General features: G+C 69.2%; 13 protein-coding genes. 7 read left to right on the forward strand and 6 right to left on the reverse strand.

Annotated features, from left to right (window positions below; genetic code table 11):
* Positions 1 to 68: 68 nt before the first annotated feature.
* Entirely contained in the window at positions 69 to 1,121 is a 1,053-nt protein-coding gene (locus tag DIE03_RS32755) for an AraC family transcriptional regulator (RefSeq protein ID WP_124456306.1), read from the forward strand.
* Between the two features lie 5 nt (positions 1,122 to 1,126).
* Here DIE03_RS32755 and DIE03_RS32760 read toward each other — a convergent pair whose 3' ends face one another.
* Entirely contained in the window at positions 1,127 to 2,539 is a 1,413-nt protein-coding gene (locus DIE03_RS32760; RefSeq protein WP_124456307.1) for a 3-deoxy-D-arabino-heptulosonate 7-phosphate synthase, read from the reverse strand.
* Positions 2,540 to 2,808: 269 nt separating this feature from the next.
* The gene (locus DIE03_RS32765; RefSeq protein ID WP_124456308.1) at positions 2,809 to 3,570 is read right to left on the reverse strand and encodes a 2-keto-4-pentenoate hydratase; all 762 of its coding nucleotides are present in this window, start codon (positions 3,568 to 3,570) and stop codon (positions 2,809 to 2,811) included.
* 297 nt (positions 3,571 to 3,867) lie between these two features.
* On the opposite strand from DIE03_RS32765, the gene DIE03_RS32770 reads away from it, so the two are divergent.
* From DIE03_RS32770 to DIE03_RS32780, 3 genes are all read left to right on the forward strand, one after another.
* A complete protein-coding gene (locus DIE03_RS32770) occupies positions 3,868 to 4,347 on the forward strand; it encodes a universal stress protein (protein ID WP_124456309.1) in 480 nt (159 codons plus the stop codon).
* A 14-nt stretch (positions 4,348 to 4,361) separates the two neighbouring features.
* Positions 4,362 to 4,553, forward strand: coding sequence for a DUF2964 family protein (locus DIE03_RS32775; protein WP_059242109.1), 192 nt, complete (start codon positions 4,362 to 4,364; stop codon positions 4,551 to 4,553).
* Between the two features lie 97 nt (positions 4,554 to 4,650).
* The gene (locus DIE03_RS32780) at positions 4,651 to 6,387 is read left to right on the forward strand and encodes a phage integrase family protein (protein WP_124456310.1); all 1,737 of its coding nucleotides are present in this window, start codon (positions 4,651 to 4,653) and stop codon (positions 6,385 to 6,387) included.
* Positions 6,388 to 6,438: 51 nt separating this feature from the next.
* Here the strand turns inward: DIE03_RS32780 and DIE03_RS32785 are convergent, their stop codons facing one another.
* Positions 6,439 to 8,469 carry an SMI1/KNR4 family protein gene (locus tag DIE03_RS32785; protein WP_124456311.1) on the reverse strand — a complete coding sequence of 677 codons (2,031 nt, stop codon included), beginning with the start codon at positions 8,467 to 8,469 and terminating at the stop codon, positions 6,439 to 6,441.
* Between the two features lie 210 nt (positions 8,470 to 8,679).
* On the opposite strand from DIE03_RS32785, the gene DIE03_RS32790 reads away from it, so the two are divergent.
* Together DIE03_RS32790 and DIE03_RS32795 are read left to right on the forward strand one after the other, a co-directional pair.
* Positions 8,680 to 9,003 carry a TfoX/Sxy family protein gene (locus DIE03_RS32790; RefSeq protein ID WP_124456312.1) on the forward strand — a complete coding sequence of 108 codons (324 nt, stop codon included), beginning with the start codon at positions 8,680 to 8,682 and terminating at the stop codon, positions 9,001 to 9,003.
* Between the two features lie 69 nt (positions 9,004 to 9,072).
* On the forward strand, positions 9,073 to 9,990 hold the full coding sequence (locus DIE03_RS32795) for a hypothetical protein (protein ID WP_124456313.1): 918 nt from the start codon (positions 9,073 to 9,075) through the stop codon (positions 9,988 to 9,990).
* Between the two features lie 30 nt (positions 9,991 to 10,020).
* Here the strand turns inward: DIE03_RS32795 and DIE03_RS32800 are convergent, their stop codons facing one another.
* Together DIE03_RS32800 and DIE03_RS32805 are read right to left on the reverse strand one after the other, a co-directional pair.
* Positions 10,021 to 11,172, reverse strand: coding sequence for a branched-chain amino acid ABC transporter substrate-binding protein (locus DIE03_RS32800; RefSeq protein WP_124456314.1), 1,152 nt, complete (start codon positions 11,170 to 11,172; stop codon positions 10,021 to 10,023).
* A gap of 38 nt (positions 11,173 to 11,210) precedes the next feature.
* The gene (locus DIE03_RS32805; RefSeq protein ID WP_124456315.1) at positions 11,211 to 12,440 is read right to left on the reverse strand and encodes an FAD-binding oxidoreductase; all 1,230 of its coding nucleotides are present in this window, start codon (positions 12,438 to 12,440) and stop codon (positions 11,211 to 11,213) included.
* A gap of 231 nt (positions 12,441 to 12,671) precedes the next feature.
* Between DIE03_RS32805 and DIE03_RS32810 the strand changes: the two genes are divergently transcribed.
* Entirely contained in the window at positions 12,672 to 14,084 is a 1,413-nt protein-coding gene (locus DIE03_RS32810; protein ID WP_124456316.1) for a PLP-dependent aminotransferase family protein, read from the forward strand.
* A gap of 10 nt (positions 14,085 to 14,094) precedes the next feature.
* Here the strand turns inward: DIE03_RS32810 and DIE03_RS32815 are convergent, their stop codons facing one another.
* Positions 14,095 to 16,269, reverse strand: coding sequence for a DUF4132 domain-containing protein (locus tag DIE03_RS32815; RefSeq protein WP_124456317.1), 2,175 nt, complete (start codon positions 16,267 to 16,269; stop codon positions 14,095 to 14,097).
* Positions 16,270 to 16,426 lie beyond the last annotated feature (157 nt).

The following is a 16,426-nucleotide window of genomic DNA, read 5'->3' on the forward strand; positions in this document are numbered from 1 at the left end:
TCGCGCAATTTGGTCCGATAATCGACGAACCGATTCTTCCTGTCCCGCCGGTTCGATAAAAAACTGTCATGGATCAAGCTGCATTTGTCCCTGTTTTCAAGTTTCGCACCATCGACTACCCCGAGCCGGACCGGTTCCACGTCTGGGTCAAGGACATGCTGTGCGACTACCGGCTCGACGACGAAGGCGGCCACGGCGCATGCGACGCGGAAGCCAGCGGCGCGGCGCTGGGCCCACTGATCTTGTCGGGCAGGCACTGGCACTCGCGCGCGCCGACCTATACGGTCCGCCGCACGCCGCGGCGGATCCGGCTCGACGGGCAGGATTCGATCCGCTTCACGCTGCTGCGCGGCGGTCGGGTCGCGAGCCATACCGGCGGGCCCGAGCTGATCAAGGGCGCCGGCGACCTGTTCGTCTACGACGTCGCGCAGATCAACGACAGCAAGGTCGAGGCCGGCGAAGTGATCAGCCTCGTCGTGCCCAGATACCTGCTGCCGAGCCATGCAGCGCAGATGCATGGCCAGACGCTAACGAGCGGCGTGGGCCGGCTGGTCGCCGACCAGATGCTGTCGCTGTTCCGGAACCTGCCGAACGTGCGCATGCAGGACGTGCCGAGCATCGTGCAATCGATGCTGTTGCTGCTGGCCGCGGCGGTGTCGCCGACCGCGCAGGCGTTGAACGACGCACGTGGCCCGATCGAACATGCGCTGGCCGACCGCGTGCGTCGCTACATCGACGTGCATCTGCTGGAGCCGGATCTCACGCCCGAACGGATCTGCCGCGACATCGGCGTGTCGCGGGCGCGGCTCTATCAGTTGTTCAAGGAAGAGGGCGGCGTGATGCGGCAGATCACGCGGCGGCGCTTGCGTCACGCGTATCACGTGCTCGGCGATCCGCAGCGCCGGCATCAGCGCATCGCGGAAATCGCATGGGCGCACGGCTTTCCCGACGAGAAGTATTTCCACCGGCTGTTCAAGGCGGAATTCGGCCACACGCCGAAGGAGACGCTCGAGTGCGCGGCCGCGCCGATCCTGCTGCCGTGCGGTGCAACCGATGCTCGCTGGGGCGACGGCGGCCGGCTGGCGGGATGGACGCTGCCGTTCGGGGTGCTCACCAACTGAGCGCGTCATGCGCATACGCTGCTGGCGATGCCTCCGTCGTCCATTTCGTCGAGCACGGCGCGCAAGTCGTCGATGGCCACCATCAGCTCGCGGACCTGCCGCAACGACGGGTACTGATGCAACACGGCTTGCCATTGCGGCAGGGTCAGCAGCGCGTGCCAGATGACGCCGAGGCCGTCCGGATCGGTATCCGGCCGTTGCGCGAGCGCGCTCGCGTATTCGAGGCTCGCCTGTGCGGACAGCAACTGCATCCGGCTTGCGGCGCCCAGCAGGCGCGGCGTGGTGTCCGCGGACGCGTCGCAGCAATACAGCACTTCGCGTGGCAGCGCCGCTTCGTCGGTCGTCAATGCATGCAGCGATGCGCCATGCACGTGCACCGTGCCCTGATGCGTCTCGAATGCATAGACCGTGTCGGGCGCGGCCTGCGCGAGCAGGTTCAGGCCGCGCAGCAGGCGCGGCAGATCGGTCGTTGCGGCATCCGCGGAGGCCTTCGCTTCGACCAGGAAGCGCACGTTCCATGCGGACGCCGGGTCGCTGCCCCGCGCGCGTTCGAGCAGGATCGCGTCCCATTCGGTTTTCGCGCGATCGTGCCGGCCCGGGATCGACGAAGGCACGCGCATCGACGTGACCACGCGGTAGGTGCGTTGCTCGTCCACCGCGTCGAGCCTGCGCGCCAGTGCGTCGAGCGCCTGTGCCGCCAGCGCCTCGACGGCCGCGCCGCGCTGCTGGGACGCGGCGCCCTGCGCGACGGCGACGGTGCTGCCGACGAGCGGCCCCTGTCGGACCCACAGCGCGCGGTAGCGACGGACGTCCTCGTCCGCGGCCAGCGCATCGAGTCGCAGCAAGCGTTCGAGCGCGGGGCTGTCCTCGAGCCTGACGATGTCCTGCTCGAACGCTTCGTCGGTCGCCATCTCGGGCAGTGCGAGCAGTTGCGCGAGCGCCGCATGCAGTTCGGCCCACGACGCAGAGGTCGCGGCCGCATGCAGGCGCGCGAGGCCGTCGCGTTGCCATGCCTGCGCGCTGCGTTCGAGCTTGGCCGGGTGTGCGACCGCATTGACCGCCGAGTGCAGCGCGCGCCGGTCCTGCTCGGCGTGCGCGGCCAGCGAGGCATATTCGCGCACGCTCGGCGCATCGTGCCGCAGCACCGACGCCTGAAAGGACGGATCGCCGGATTCAGGATCCATCGCGTCGCGGATCATCCGCGCGAGCGCATCGATGAAGCGCTGCCGTAATGCCGCACCGGGCGCCTGGCCCTCCGTCTGCATCCGGCGCGCTTCCTCGATCACGATTGCGAGGGCGGTGGCCGGATTCGTGCCGTCGGTCAGCGACAGCGTGCTGTCGAGCGGCGGCAGCCGGTAGCGGCGAGCGACGATGCGCAGGGTTTCGTCGAACAGGGCGGGAAGCGGTGTCAGCGACATGGCGGGTATCGGCGTGAAAGCGGTTCGCGTGCGCGGCACTTGGGCCGCGAGCGCGATGATGTGCAACGTTATCACGGCGGGGCGCGGCGGATCGATCACGGGGCTGCCGTGGCGGTGCGAGACGCGACCGCATACGGCGTCAGCTGCGTCGGATGTCTTCGGTCAGTGCGTGTCTGTCTGCGCGTGCCGATCGGCATCGACGCGGCTGGCGCCCGCCGGCCGCGATGACGTTGCCGTCGCGCAAGCCCGCGCAGCCACGCACCTGACCGTCACGCGGTCAACGTCACCGACAGGCTGCCCAGCTCGCCGAAGCGGACCGTCAGCGCATCGCCGAGCGGCACGTCGATCGCGCCCGCGTACGAACCGGTCGTCACGATCTGCCCGGCGCGCACCGCGTCGCCGCGCGACGCGAGGAAATTGACGAGCCATACCAGCGGCTGCAGCGGATCGCCGTCCGGATGGCGGCCGTCGATCGTGCGGTTCAGCGCGCCTTCGAACGACAGCGCCAGCGTCGCGAGCGGCACGTTCAATCCGTCGGGCACGACGGGGCCGACGCACAGCCCCTGGTTGAATTGCCCATCGGCCAGCAGCTCGAACTTCGACGCGCGCGCCGGCTCCGCATAGCGGCAGCCGAGCACCTCGAGCACGATGCGCACTTCGCGGATCGCCGCGCGCACGTCGCCTTCTTCATAGGGCTGCTCGCGTGCCGGCAGGTCGCGATCGAGCACGAACGCGATTTCCGGCTCGATCCGCACGATCGGGCCGCCGACGACGCGATACGGCGCATCGGCTTCGCGGATCGTCGACGCGAAGATCGGCGCGAGGATCACGCGGTCGGGCGGCGGCAGCGCGCATTTCCATCCGCCGACGGGTTCGCCGAGCAGGTCGGCCACGCGCTGCTGGATCGCGAGTGCGGTGTCGACGTCCTCGGGGCGCAGCGCATCGGGCAACAGCGGGCCGGGCGAGCCGGCATGGCGGGCGGCGACGAGATGCTGGGCGGCGCCGTCCACGCGTTCGATAGTCGTTGTCATGTCGGTTGAGCGAGTTGAAAGTGGGGCCGGCAAAAAAGGGCCGGACGAAAGTCGCATGGTCGATGATAGCGCCTTCGGCGCGATGGCTGCTCGAAAGCCCCTTCGGCGGACCGGCTGTCGGCTGCTGTTCCGGGCGTCGCCGAAAACGCGATGACCGAGCTCACGTCGCGTCGCTTTGCCGCATGCGCGGCTCCGGCCGGGCTTGACGATCGTCAACGTCCGTCGCCGTCGCCGGCCGATGATGGTGTCATGGCCGAGCGCGATGGGGCGCGCGGCAGTTCACCCAGCGAGGTTCGCATGTACAAGAAGATCATGGTGGCCGTCGACGGCAGCGCTTCGTCGAAACAGGCGCTTGCCGAGGCCGTGAAGATGGCGCTCGCCGGCGATACGCACGTCAGCGTCGTGTATGTGGTCGACAAGTCGGTGCTGTTCACGTACGCAGGCCGTCTCGATCCGCATGCGCTCGTCGAGGAAATCCGCGACGAGGGGCGCAAGGTGCTGCGCGAAGCCGAACAGATCGTCGCGCTGGCCGGCGCGAAAGGCGAGGCCGAACTCGTCGATACCGAGAGTATCGGCGAGGACATCGCGGAACGCCTGCAACGCTATGTGAGGGAGCGCGGCATCGATCTCGCGGTGGTCGGCACGCACGGACGCCGCGGCCTGCGGCGCATGCTGCTCGGCAGCGTCGCCGAGCGCTTCGTGCGCGGTTCGAATTGCCCGGTGCTGCTGATTCGCGGCGACGACACCGACGAGCCGGCCGCTGCCGCAGCAGCCTGACGCGGCGGCACGCGATGATACGTCGCCAGTACCGCATCGTCGTCGCGGCGATTGCCGTGTTCGTGTCGCTCGTGGGGATGATGGCCGTCGTGACGGGGCTGCTGTTCGACGAAGCGATGGCGCTGCGCGGCGGCGCCATCGCGTTGATCGTCGGCGTGGCCGGCTTCGTCGTGATGCTCAATCCGGGCGCGAAAGGCGAGGAGTGACGCGGGAGGCCGCATCTCGCGCGTGTGCGTCAACCCGGTCGCACAGGCTTCGCGCAGGCCGTTTCCGACCGCACGCGCTTCTGTCAAACTGGCGCCCATGAAACCGCGCCTCGCTTCACCGCCTTCCCCCGATTCCGCGCCTGCGCCCGCAGGCTTTCCCGACGCCGACGAACTGGCCGCGCTGCGCGCGTGGTACGCGGGCATGACCGTGCGCCAGGCCGTCGAGCGCTACCTGCCCGATCGCCTCGGCGAAGGGCGGTCGGCGCGCGGCGCGATCGGCGCGATTCGCCGCCGCCTCGTGCGCGTCGCGCGGCAGGCCGGCCGGGCCGATCTCGCGGAACGGCTCGGCCATGCCGACGGTGAGCGTTTACGGGAGGCGAAAGCCGCGGCCGAAGCGATCGCCCTGCTGCGTCATGCGCGTGCGCCAATCCCGCAGATCAGCGACGACGTCGGTCTGTGGCTGCCCGCCCGCGCGGTCGTCGCGCTGCGTGCGCATGGCATCGCGACGCTGGCCGACCTGACGGTGCGGATTCCGCGCCGGCGCCAGTGGTGGCGCGCGATCGCGGGCCTCGGCGCGGCCGGTGCGCGGCGCATCGAGGCATTCTTCGCCGGGCATCCGGACCTGACCGAACGGGCGCGCGCACTGATCGCCGCGACGCCGCGCGGCAGCATCGTGCCGTGGGAGCAGCTGAAGCTGCCGCACGAAGTCGACGGCTCGGCCGGCACGTTCCGCGCGCCGCGCGCGACCAGCACGCTCGACGCGGACAACGACTACGCGGCCGTGCACGCCTGGCTGTCGCTGCACGAATCGGCCGCGACGCGGCGTGCATACCGGAAGGAGGCCGAGCGGCTGATCCTGTGGGCAATCGTCGAGCGCGGCCGCGCGTTGTCGTCGCTGACGACCGAGGATGCGGTCGCCTATCGCGCGTTCATCCGGCGCCCGACACCGCACGAACGCTGGGTCGGGCCGGTGCGGCCGCGCGGCGCGCCCGACTGGCGGCCGTTCTCGGGCGCGCTGTCCGCGCGGTCGGCGGCGTATACGTTGTCGGTGCTCGGCGCGCTGTTCCGCTGGTTGATCGAACAGCGCTACCTGCTCGCGAATCCGTTCGCGGGCGTGAAGGTGCGCGACACGGGCGGCGCGAACGCGCTCGACACGTCGCATGCGTTTACCGAAGGCGAGTGGCTGCTGGTCCGCACGATCGCCGACGGGCTCGAGTTTCAGAAGCGCACGCCGGTCGGCGCGCCGCAGCCGGGCTGGACGCCGGCAGCCGCGCAACGGCTGCGCTTCATCCTCGATTTCGGCTACGCGACCGGGCTGCGCGCGAGCGAGCTGGTCGGCGCGACGCTCGGCGGCATCGAGACCGACGCGCACGGCGACGCATGGCTGAAGGTGATCGGCAAGGGGAGCAAGGCCGCACGCGTCGCGCTGCCGCCGCTTGCGCGCTCGGCGCTCGATCGCTATCTGGTCGCGCGCCGGCTGCCGGTGACACCGGTGCGCTGGCGGCCCGATACGCCGCTGATCGCGAGTCTCGCGGAAGACGGTGTAGCCGCGATCACGAGCGTGCGGCTGTGGAAGGTGATGCAGCGTTTCTTTGCGCAGACGGCCGATGCCGTCGAGGCCGATAACCCGGCACTCGCGCAGAAGCTGCGCCAGGCGAGCCCGCACTGGATGCGGCATACGCATGCAACTCACGCACTTGCGCGCGGGGCGGAGCTGACGACGGTGCGCGACAACCTGCGGCATGCGTCGATCTCGACGACGTCGATCTATCTGCACGGCGACGACGTGAAGCGCGCGCGGCAGATGTCGAGCGCATTCGCGGCCGACAAGTAAGCGGCGCGAGCGGCGGCACACCTGCGCGCTTGCGCGAGCCGATCAGGCCGGTCAGTCGCCGGCCGGGTCGTCGCGTTCCGCCGCCACGCGTGCGAGCCATTCCGCGTAACTCGAGGCGACGCGCTCGCGCAGCTCGTCGTCATGCCACACGCGGATCACCTGGCCGGCTACGCCGCCTTCCGCGGGATCGAGGTCGATGCACAGATGATTGCCGTTGCCGTCGTGCGTGAACGGAATCCACTTGAGGTTGTACCAGTCGTCGCGGATGCCGGCGTCGGGCTCCGACGTCATTTCGTCGAAGTCGCCGCCGGTAACGAGTTTCCGCCAGATCGACCATTGCGCGACGATCTCCTGCGCGCTGAGCAACGCGTCGCTTTCGGTGAATACGGCGTCCGGATCGGCTTGCCCGTCGTGCAGCCGGAGGCTGTCGATCACGTCGTCGGGCAGCATCGCACCCAGTGCGGCATGCAATTCGGCAAGCACATGATCGTCGGCCGGTCCGTTCAGGCCGCCCGGCAAGCTGGCGGGATGGGCGGCGATCGCGTGTTCGATGCGTTTCCACGTGTCGCGAACATCAGGCGTCGCCGTGCCGGCAACCGGTGCGTCGGGGGAGGGTGCGGCCTGCTGCGGCTGCGCCGGAACGTTCGCGGTTTCGTCCGCCGTCACGCCGGTGGGCGACGTGCGCGTGCCGGTGCCGTCCAGCCGCAGGAACAGGACGGGCGTCCCGGCCGGCAGCACATCGACGCCCGCCGGGATCGCGACGAGCACGTCGGCTTGCGCGACACCGCGAATCGGCCCGTCACCCTGGAACGGCAGCAGGCGGACGCGCGATTCGCCGCGCTCGGTGGCGGACAGGTTGCCCCATCGCATCCCGTTGCATTCGGCATCGGGTTCGACGTCGTGCGCGGTCAGTGCGGTTTCCCAGTACGGCCCCGGCGCCGCGACATGCTCCAGAGAATCGAGCACGTGCGGGACGATCGTGTGCAGCAGCACGGCGACGCCGCTCGTATGTCCCGGCAGGTTGACCAGCACGGCCTGGTCGTAGCTGACGAATGCCTCGGTGCGGTCAGCGACGCCGGACGGCATGGGGGTTTTGACGGTCCACTTCGTCGGCGGCGAACGGTTGTCGCTTCGCCCGATATTGAACCGCTCGCCGGGTGCCTGCTTGATCGCGATCCGCTCGGAACTGTTCGGATACATCGTCTGCGCATTCAGCCCGTGAATCCCGAACGGCGCGCCGGCCGGCAACCCGGCACCGACGATCAGGTCGTAGCGGCCGGAAAGCGCGCCCAGCTGCTGCCTGAATTCCCGTTCGTTGCGCTCCACGTCGGACGACCACGGAAACGACGCGTGCAGCGGCAGATATTCGACCGCCGGGACGTCATAGCCCCATTGCCGCAGCACCGCGCGCAGATACGGGCCCATCGAGTCGAATCGTTGCCAGGGCTCGCGCGCGTGACCCGGCGGCACCCCATCGTAGCCGGCGATCACGACGCCGACACGCGGCCGCTTCGTGACGGCAACGTCGCGCACACCTGCCGCGATCAGCGCCGCCTGCCGCGCAGGCGTGATCCGCGACCCTTTCGCGAGGAGCAGCTGTCCTTTCCGGAACTCACTGCCGATGGCGATCACGTGTTGTCCTTCCGCCAGCGGCGCATGAAACCGCAGGCGTGCGCCCGTGTTCGAGTCGATCCACTGATGCTCGGCTTTCGGCGCAACCGTGTCGGCGTGATCCGGCATCGCGACGTATGCCGGAATGCTGGCCGCTTGCCGTTCGCCGAGCGCGCGGGCGGCCGGGCTGGCCGTGCGCGACGCCAGTTCGCCCAGCGCGACCTTGCAGTCGAGCTCGACGGGTTCGCGGCCAGAAGCGGTTGCCGTATCGGCCGCACGCAGCGCGTAGCCGTCGCAGGCGGCCAGCGGAACGGACGGAACGTCGTCCGGTGCGAGGATGTCCTCCGCCGTGACGCGCAATGCCGCTTCGTCGATCGCGATCGACTCGCTCAGCATCGCACCGGGAACGAGACGCCGGCATGGTTCATAGGCCTGCCTGAGCCATGCGGGATAGTGGGCGGGTACGCTCATCGGGTTCCTCGTCGTGAAGCGCCATTGGACGATTCATCGCGCTGCGATGTAACTGTCAGGTGTGTCAGGAGATTGTCGGCCAGCGAAGTGGGCCCGTGCGGCAATACGCTTTCCGTCGACGAATCGATGACGCGCCGCAGCGCATCTGCCGATGGAGCGGAACGGTCGGTGCACATGACGGTCATAAATTTTTTTCGCAAGGAGCAGTGAATGGCATCGAGCCAGGGCACGGTCGATTTCATCGTCGAGCAGATCGCGGCGGCCGGTACGGTATCGGCCCGCAAGATGTTCGGAGAATACGGCATCTATTGCGACGGCAGGATGGTCGCGCTCGTCTGCGACGACCGGCTGTTCGTCAAGCCGACGCCGGAAGGGCGCGCGTATCTCGGCGCCTGCGAAGAAGCGCCGCCGTATCCGACCGCGAAGCCGCACCTCGTCATCGCCGGCGATCGCTGGGACGACCGCGAATGGCTGTCCGCACTGATCCGGATCACCGCCGCGCAATTGCCGATGCCGGTGAAGCGGAGCCGATAGCGGCAGCGTGACATGCAGGCGTATTCTGTGACACATGCGCGCGACCATCGCGCGGCAGGGAGTACAAGAATGGAGACATCCGGACATCCGCGCGGCCGGTGGCATGCCCGCCGCGCGTGGCAAGCGTTCGTCGCGGCCCTGTGTGTCGGCTGGAGCGCGTTGTCGTTCGGCGCGGACGGCGCGAACGGCGCCGCCGCGTTGCTCGATCGCTATCGCAGCCTCGGCGCGCAACTGAAGGACAACGCGTTTCACCGGCCGCTCTACCTCGAATCGGCGGAGGCGTCGTCGTCGCTGAAGGGCGACATCTACGCGGTGGTCGACTATCCGTTCGCGGTCGTGAACGGCCAGTTCAACGACCCCGCGCAAGGCCCCGCGAACTGGTGCGCGGTGCTGATCCTGCACCTGAACACGAAATACTGTCATGCGTCGAGCGGCAGCAACGGCCCGGTGCTCGACGTGAACCTCGGCCGCAAGATCCAGCAGCAGCTGTCCGATACCTATCGCGTGCAGTTCCGCTATCGCGTGGCGGCCGCGACATCCGACTATTTCCAGGTCGACCTGACCGCCGACAGCGGCCCGATGGGTACGAAGGATTACCGGATCGCGCTGGAGGCCGTGCCGGTCGGCGCGTCGCGCACGTTCCTGCACCTCACGTATTCGTATGGCTTCGGCGCGGTCGGCAGGATGGCGATGAAGACCTATCTCGCGACGGTCGGCAGCGAGAAGGTCGGGTTCACGAACGTCGGCGCATCGGCCGCGCAGCCGCAGTACGTCGGCGGCGTGCGCGGGCTGCTGGAGCGCAACACGATGCGCTACTACCTCGCGATCGACACGTATCTCGCGACGCTCGACAAGCCGCTCGACCAGCGCCTCGCGCGCTGGTTCGACGCGACCGAGCAGTATCCGCAGCAACTGCACGAAGTCGAGCGCGGCGCGTATCTGCAGATGAAAGCGCAGGAGGTGCAGCGGCAGCAGGCGGCGCGCTGACGGTGCGATCCGTCGCCGTGCTGCCCTGCATCAGTTCGACGCGCCGCCGACCGTGCGGATGCTGTGCCATTGCCCCTGTTCGACGCGGAACAGCGTGTACGGTGGCTTGATCAGGTCGCCGCGCTCGTCGAACGAGATCTTGCCGGTCACGCCGGTCACCGACACGCCCAGCAGGCTCGCGACGACCTTGCCGCGATCGAGCGAATCGGCCTTGCGGACGGCCGCGATCATCGCGAGTGCCGCGTCGTACGCGAACGGCGCATACAGCTCGACGTCCTGGTTGAAGCGCGCCTTGTAGCGCTGCGCGAACGCGACGGCGGACGGCAGCTTGTCGAGCGCGGGGCCGGGCTCCAGATCCTGCGTGCCTTCGCCCGAGGTGCCGGCAATCTTCAGGAATGCGTTGCTTTTCAATGCGCCCGCGCCGAACAGCTGCGCCCGGATGCCGAGCGAGCGCATCTGCTTGACGAGCATCGCGCCTTGTTCGTCGAGCCCGCCGAAGAACAGCAGGTCGACGTTGTTGCTCTTCATCGTCGTCAGGATGCCGCGGAAATCGACGGCCTTGTCGTTCGTGTATTCGCGGCCGACGATGCTGCCGTGCGCGTCCTTCACGCCTTTCTCGAACGCGTCGGCCAGCCCCTGGCCGAACGCGGTGCGATCGTCGATGATGCCGATCCGCTTCGCCTTCAGTTGCTCGACCGCGAAGCGGCCGGCCACCACGCCGCCGACGCCGTCGTGCCCCATCGTGCGGAACACGTTCTTGAAGCCTTGCATCGTCAGTTGCGGATTGGTCGAGCCCGGCGTGATCATCGCGACGTTCGCCTGCTTGTAGACGGCCGACGCGGGAATGCTGCAGCCCGAGTTGTAGTGGCCGATCACGCCGACCACGCCGTCGTCGACGAGCTTCTGCGCGACCTGGATCGCGATGCGCGGATCGGCCTGGTCGTCCTGCACGTCGAGCACGAAGCGCACCGGCTTGCCGCCGATGGTCGGATGCTTGGCGTTTTCCTCGTCGAGTGCGAGCTGCGCACCGTATTGCAGATCCTTGCCGACGCGCGCGACCGGCCCCGTCAGCGGGCCGGCGAAGCCGATCTTGACGGTTTCCGGGTCCGCGGCCTGCGCGATCCCGGAAGCCGTGCCGATCGAGCAGACGGCCAGCCATACCAGCCAGTGACGACGATTCATGATGCCTCTCCTTGCGTGGGTGGAAGTCGTGGCGCGCGTCAGAATCGCGCGGCCCGGTACGGCGTGAGGTCGAGCGGCGGTGTGCGCCGGGCGACGAGGTCGGCGACGATCTGCCCGGTGATTCCGGCGAGCGTCACGCCGAGATGCTGATGGCCGAATGCGTGGATCACGCGTGCGCTGTGGCGTGCGTGGCCGATGACGGGCACGCCGTCGGGCAACGTCGGCCGGAAGCCGAGCCAGCTGCGCGTCGGCGTGCCGAGCGACGGCACGGCTTCGTGTGCGGAGCGCGTGAGCAGCGCGACGAGCGACGGGTTCATCGGCGCGTCGAAGCCGCCGAGTTCGACGGTGCCGGCCGCGCGCAGCCCTTCGTCGAGCGGTGTCATGTAGAAGCCGCGCTCGGCCCAGCCGACCGGCCGCGTGACGATCGGATCGGGCGCGCCGAACTGCACGTGATAGCCGCGCTCGGTATCGAGCGGCACCGCGTCGCCGCACGCGGCCGCGAATTCGCGCGAGCGGGCGCCCGCGGCGATGACGACGTGATCGAACGCGCGCACCGTGCCGGCCGCCTGCACGTTCACGCTGTCGCCGGCTGGCGCGATCCGCTCGACGCGGGCGCGTTCGAGCGTCGCACCGCCTGCGGCGAGTTGCGCGAACAGTTCGCCGAGAAAGCCGTGCGGATCGGAGAAGTGCCAGCTGCCGACGAACAGCACGCCGCGCGCGAAGATCGGTGCAAGCGCGGGCTCGAGCGCGCGGATCGCGCTCGCGTCGAGCGTCTCGAACGGCACGCCGAGCCGGCGCCGCAGCGCGAGCGACGGCTGCGCGGCATCGAACGACGCCTGCCGCGCGTACAGGTACAGGCATTCGCGCGGCCGCACGAATGCCGCGAGCCGCGCCGACGCGAGCAGTGGCGCATAGGCGTCGGCGGCGCGCGACAGCAGCGCGGCCAGCGCGCTCGCGCTGCGCGCGTGGCGCGCGGGCGTCGATGCGAGCAGGAACCGCGCGAGCCACGGCGCGCCGTGCAGCAGGTAGGGCCAGCGGATGCGCAGCGGGCTGTCGGCGGCGAACAGGAAGTGCGGCATGTTGCGGAACACGGACGGGCCGTTCACCGGCACGCAGCCGTAGGGCGCGAACGTCGCGGCATTGCCGAACGACGCGCCTTCGCCGACACCGGCCGGATCGAACAGCGTCACGCGATGCCCGTCGCGCTGCAGCCATGCCGCCGCGCCGAGCCCGATGAAGCCTGCACCCACGATGGCGACATTCGCCATGACGCTTCCCCTCCGGTCCACATGATTCACACAAAGCTGCGATTAAGAATCACACAGTAATTTTTTGTGTGCAATCAAAAAACGATTGTGTGGTGATAGTGTTTACCCGGTTTCAGCCCATTGATTCTGCAGACTTTTTCGCAATGGTTTGACGGGGTGGGGATGTCATATACAATCGCTGGGCAAGCCAAAATGGCAGACAAACGCTTTTTGTGTGGTCACGGGCGACAAATGGCATCAGACAAACTTTCCGGCGAGCGTGACAGCGGCCTGCCGGCGCAGGCGAAGCGGCCGACTTATGTCGAGGTATCGAGCTCGATCGAGGCGGAAATCCGCAACGGCACGTATCCGCCGGGCAGCCGCCTGCCGCCGCAGCGCCAGCTCGCGACCGAGCTCGGCATCAACGTGTCGACGGTGTCGCGTGCATATAAGGAGCTGCAGCTGCGCGGCCTCGTGATCGGTAGCAAGCGGCGCGGCTCGCTCGTCACCGGCGGCGCGATGCCGAGCATCGCGCCGGCCCGCGCGTCGCTCGCGGCCGGAAACGGCGTGATCGACCTGACCGTCAACCGCCCGGCCACCGGCGAATTTCTCGCGAGCCTCGCGCAGACGTTCGGCACGCTGCCGAGCGACCCGCGGTTCGCCGCGCTGCAGGAATACCAGCCGCCGCAGGGCCCCGACTGGGCGCGCGCGGCGGGTGCGCAGTGGCTCGCCGCGCCCGGCTTCACGCCGTCGCTTGACCAGGTGGTCGTCACGAGCGGCGCGCAGCACGGGCTCTATGCAGTGCTGAACAGCCTGATCGGCACCGGCGGCGTGATCGTCGCCGATCGCCTCACGTACTACGGCCTCAAGGCGCTCGCGCCGGTGTTCCAGTTCGAGATCGTCAGCGCGCCGGCCGACGACGATGGCCTGCTCCCCGACGAGATCGAACGAATCTGCCAGCGCATGCCGGTCAAGGCGATCTTCGTCGTGCCGAACCTGCAGAATCCGACCGTGACGACGATGAGCCTCGCGCGCCGGATGGCGCTCGTCGACATCGCCCGCCGCCATCACGTGACGATCATCGAGGACGACGTATACGGGCCGCTCGTGCGCGACCGGCTGCCGGCGATTGCGGGGCTGTGTCCCGAGCTGACGTTCCATATCGGCGCGACGTCGAAGATCCTCGCGCCGGGGCTGCGCCTTGGCTACCTGAGCTGCCCGCGCGACAGCGTCGCATTGTGCGCGGAGGCCGTGCGCACGACCGCATGGATGCCGGCGCCGACGTCGATGCTGATCGCGACGGCATGGATCGAGGACGGCACCGCCGAGCGGATCATGGCCGCGCAACTCGCGGAGATCCGCGCACGCGTCGATCTCGCACGGGAGCTGTTGCCGGCCGGGCAGTTGAAGTCGGACCCGGCGTGCATGTTCGTGTGGCTGCGGTTGCCGCCGCCGTGGCGCGCCGACGATTTCGCCGCGAATGCGAAGGCGCGCGGCGTGATCGTGATGCCGTCGTCGACGTTCGCGGTCGACCGCGCGGAAATCGAGCACGGCGTGCGCATCAACCTCGCGTGCCCGGCCACGCGCGACGAGCTCGTCAACGGGCTGCGGATCCTGTCCGGCACGCTGAAGGACCGGCCGCGCGCGCTGTTCGGGTCGATCTGACGGCGGCCGCTCAATCGAGCAGAGCCGCGACGACGTCGACGATCCGCTGCAGCAGCGCTTCGTCGTAGGGCAACCACGGCACCGCGCGCAGCGGTGACGGCGGCGGCTCGATCGCGGCATCGACGGGCTCGCCGTCGCGCGTCACGCGGCCGGTCGCGCAATGCACCGACCACGCGCCGACCCGCACGTGGCGTTCGTCGATCGTGATCTTCCCCTGCGCAACCGGTTCGGCGAACACGAGCGACAGCACGTGCTTGCGATGCCGCGCCATCACGCCGAGCGGCAGATCCGACAACCGGTCAAGGCGCTGCCGGCGTTCGGATTCGAGGTCGCGCAGGCGGACCGGGTCCGCCGCAAGCGAAGCGGTCGCCGCGTGTGTCGCATCGTCGTCGAGCGCGAACGCGGCCACGCTGACGAGCAGGTCGACCGCGCGTGCCACTTCGGAAAACACGACCGCGTCGATCTCGCCGATCGGCAGCGGCACCCAGCGCCGGTCGTGCCGGCGTTCGAAGTACAGCCGGCGTGACGTGCCGTGGCCCTGCGCGCCGGGATAGAGCCGCGCATCGACGAGGAAGGTCGCGCGCACGTCGCCGAATTCGCGGGCGAGCCCGTCATCGTAGGCGCGGATCGACCAGCCTTCGCGGCGCGCGACGCCGAGCAGCGGCCGGCTCGACAGCACGTGACCTTCGAACATCGCGGAATCGCTGGCCGACGCGTCGCTGTCGGCCGGCACGTAGTACTCGCGGAACGCCTGCCTGACCGGCTGCCGGAGCGTGCGGCGCACGATCGCGCGCTGCCACGCGAGCCGCTCGTCCGCGTCGGCCAGCAGCGGATGCCAGAGACGGATCTCGCAATCGTCGGCGAGATTGCACGTGTGCCCGGCCGCGTCGCGCAGCACGACCTTGCCTTTCGCGATGTCGGGGATGAACGATTGCGTCGATCCATCGCGGCCGCGCGCTTGCCAGATCATCCGTGCGGAGAACGCGGCGCCGGCCGGCGCATCGACGAGCCGCTCGCGCCATTCCGCCTGGCCAAGCGACATCGGCTGCCAGAAGCCGGCTTCCATGCACGTGGCGAGCATCGCAAGCTGCTTCTTGTCCGGTTTCGCATCGAGCGTCATGCGCAGCGCGGTGCGCGGCCGCTCGCCCAGCGCGCGTTCGGCCGGCTTCAGGTTGCGCGCGAGCTTCTTCTGCACACCGGCGTGACGCACCGTGGCCAGCGCGTCGCGCAGCGCGCGCACGCCCTCGGGCGTCGGGATCGTCTCGACCGCGTGGCCGAGCGCGATCGCGAGCGACTGCGACGGCGCCGTCTTCGCGGTTGTCGGCGCGACGCATACGCCGGTCAGCAGCGGCCCGATCAGCGGGCGCAGCCACGCTTCGTCGCGATAGGCGGCCACCCGCGCGGCGCGCGCGACGACCTGCGCGTCGTCGGTCGTGAACGCGCGATCGGCCTCGTACGGCACGGCGCCGGCATGCAGCGCGGCGACCCGGTGCGAGGCCGCGGTCAGCGCGTCCCGTGCGAACGCGACGTATGCAGCGTCTTCCGCGAGCGTGACGGCCGGATCGCTGAAGTCGAGCCACAGCCGCTTCGGCGCGAAATAGCCGTCGTTCGTCGCGGCCAGCGCGAGCAGCGCGGCCGCGCCGAGTTCGGGCAGTACGTCGAGTTCGCGTACGCGAAACGGCGAGCCCGCGAGCGCCTGTGCATAGGCCTCGCGTCGTGCCGAGAAGTCGCGGCGGCCGGCGAACCAGTCGAGCGCATACGCGCCATACGCGGACGTCGCGCCGATCTCGTCGTCTTCCGGCTCGCCCGCGATGCGCGCGAGCTCGGCCTGCAGCGCGGGAGACGGCAGCGCATCGAGGCAGGGCAGGTCTTCCAGCGCGCGTTTCCATCCGCCGGGCGGAATGTCGCGGAACAGTTCGAGCGCGGCATCGGCGTCGACGAGCGGCACGAGGCCGAGCGCATCGATCTGCCCGCGCAGCCAGCGCGCGAATTCGGCGCGCGGGTCGTCGTACGCGTGATCACGCAGCATGATCTCGTGCTCGACGCGACGCAGCGCCGGCCAGACGGTACCGAGCGTGTGTGCATCGAGCGCCGACAGGTCGATCGGCGCGCCGGTGAAGCGTGGATGGTCGGCCGTGCCGGTCAGTCGCGCGACGAGCCGCGCGACGAGGTCGCGATCAGTCATCTGCGGTTTCCTTGCCGGCGGCGCGCGATTCGCGGTCGGTCGTAACGTTCTGACACCATTTCATCATCTGTACTTGTCGGGCAGCGCGGACTGCGCTGCCAGGGTGGGCTGTTGGTTCGATCGTGTGCGGCACGAGCCTGACTCCGGCAATGAATAT

Origin of the sequence: Burkholderia sp. Bp8992 (genome assembly GCF_003853705.1) — a bacterium.
GTDB lineage: Bacteria > Pseudomonadota > Gammaproteobacteria > Burkholderiales > Burkholderiaceae > Burkholderia.

What these genes read in the sequence shown, in the direction of transcription:
- DIE03_RS32810 (WP_124456316.1), top strand. Translation starts at nt 12,672, where the DNA reads ATGGCATCAGACAAACTTTCCGGCGAGCGTGACAGCGGCCTGCCGGCG.
- DIE03_RS32775 (WP_059242109.1), top strand. Translation starts at nt 4,362, where the DNA reads ATGATACGTCGCCAGTACCGCATCGTCGTCGCGGCGATTGCCGTGTTC.
- DIE03_RS32770 (WP_124456309.1), top strand. Translation starts at nt 3,868, where the DNA reads ATGTACAAGAAGATCATGGTGGCCGTCGACGGCAGCGCTTCGTCGAAA.
- DIE03_RS32765 (WP_124456308.1), bottom strand. Translation starts at nt 3,570, where the DNA reads ATGACAACGACTATCGAACGCGTGGACGGCGCCGCCCAGCATCTCGTC.
- DIE03_RS32815 (WP_124456317.1), bottom strand. Translation starts at nt 16,269, where the DNA reads ATGACTGATCGCGACCTCGTCGCGCGGCTCGTCGCGCGACTGACCGGC.
- DIE03_RS32785 (WP_124456311.1), bottom strand. Translation starts at nt 8,469, where the DNA reads ATGAGCGTACCCGCCCACTATCCCGCATGGCTCAGGCAGGCCTATGAA.
- DIE03_RS32795 (WP_124456313.1), top strand. Translation starts at nt 9,073, where the DNA reads ATGGAGACATCCGGACATCCGCGCGGCCGGTGGCATGCCCGCCGCGCG.
- DIE03_RS32780 (WP_124456310.1), top strand. Translation starts at nt 4,651, where the DNA reads ATGAAACCGCGCCTCGCTTCACCGCCTTCCCCCGATTCCGCGCCTGCG.
- DIE03_RS32755 (WP_124456306.1), top strand. Translation starts at nt 69, where the DNA reads ATGGATCAAGCTGCATTTGTCCCTGTTTTCAAGTTTCGCACCATCGAC.
- DIE03_RS32805 (WP_124456315.1), bottom strand. Translation starts at nt 12,440, where the DNA reads ATGGCGAATGTCGCCATCGTGGGTGCAGGCTTCATCGGGCTCGGCGCG.
- DIE03_RS32790 (WP_124456312.1), top strand. Translation starts at nt 8,680, where the DNA reads ATGGCATCGAGCCAGGGCACGGTCGATTTCATCGTCGAGCAGATCGCG.
- DIE03_RS32800 (WP_124456314.1), bottom strand. Translation starts at nt 11,172, where the DNA reads ATGAATCGTCGTCACTGGCTGGTATGGCTGGCCGTCTGCTCGATCGGC.
- DIE03_RS32760 (WP_124456307.1), bottom strand. Translation starts at nt 2,539, where the DNA reads ATGTCGCTGACACCGCTTCCCGCCCTGTTCGACGAAACCCTGCGCATC.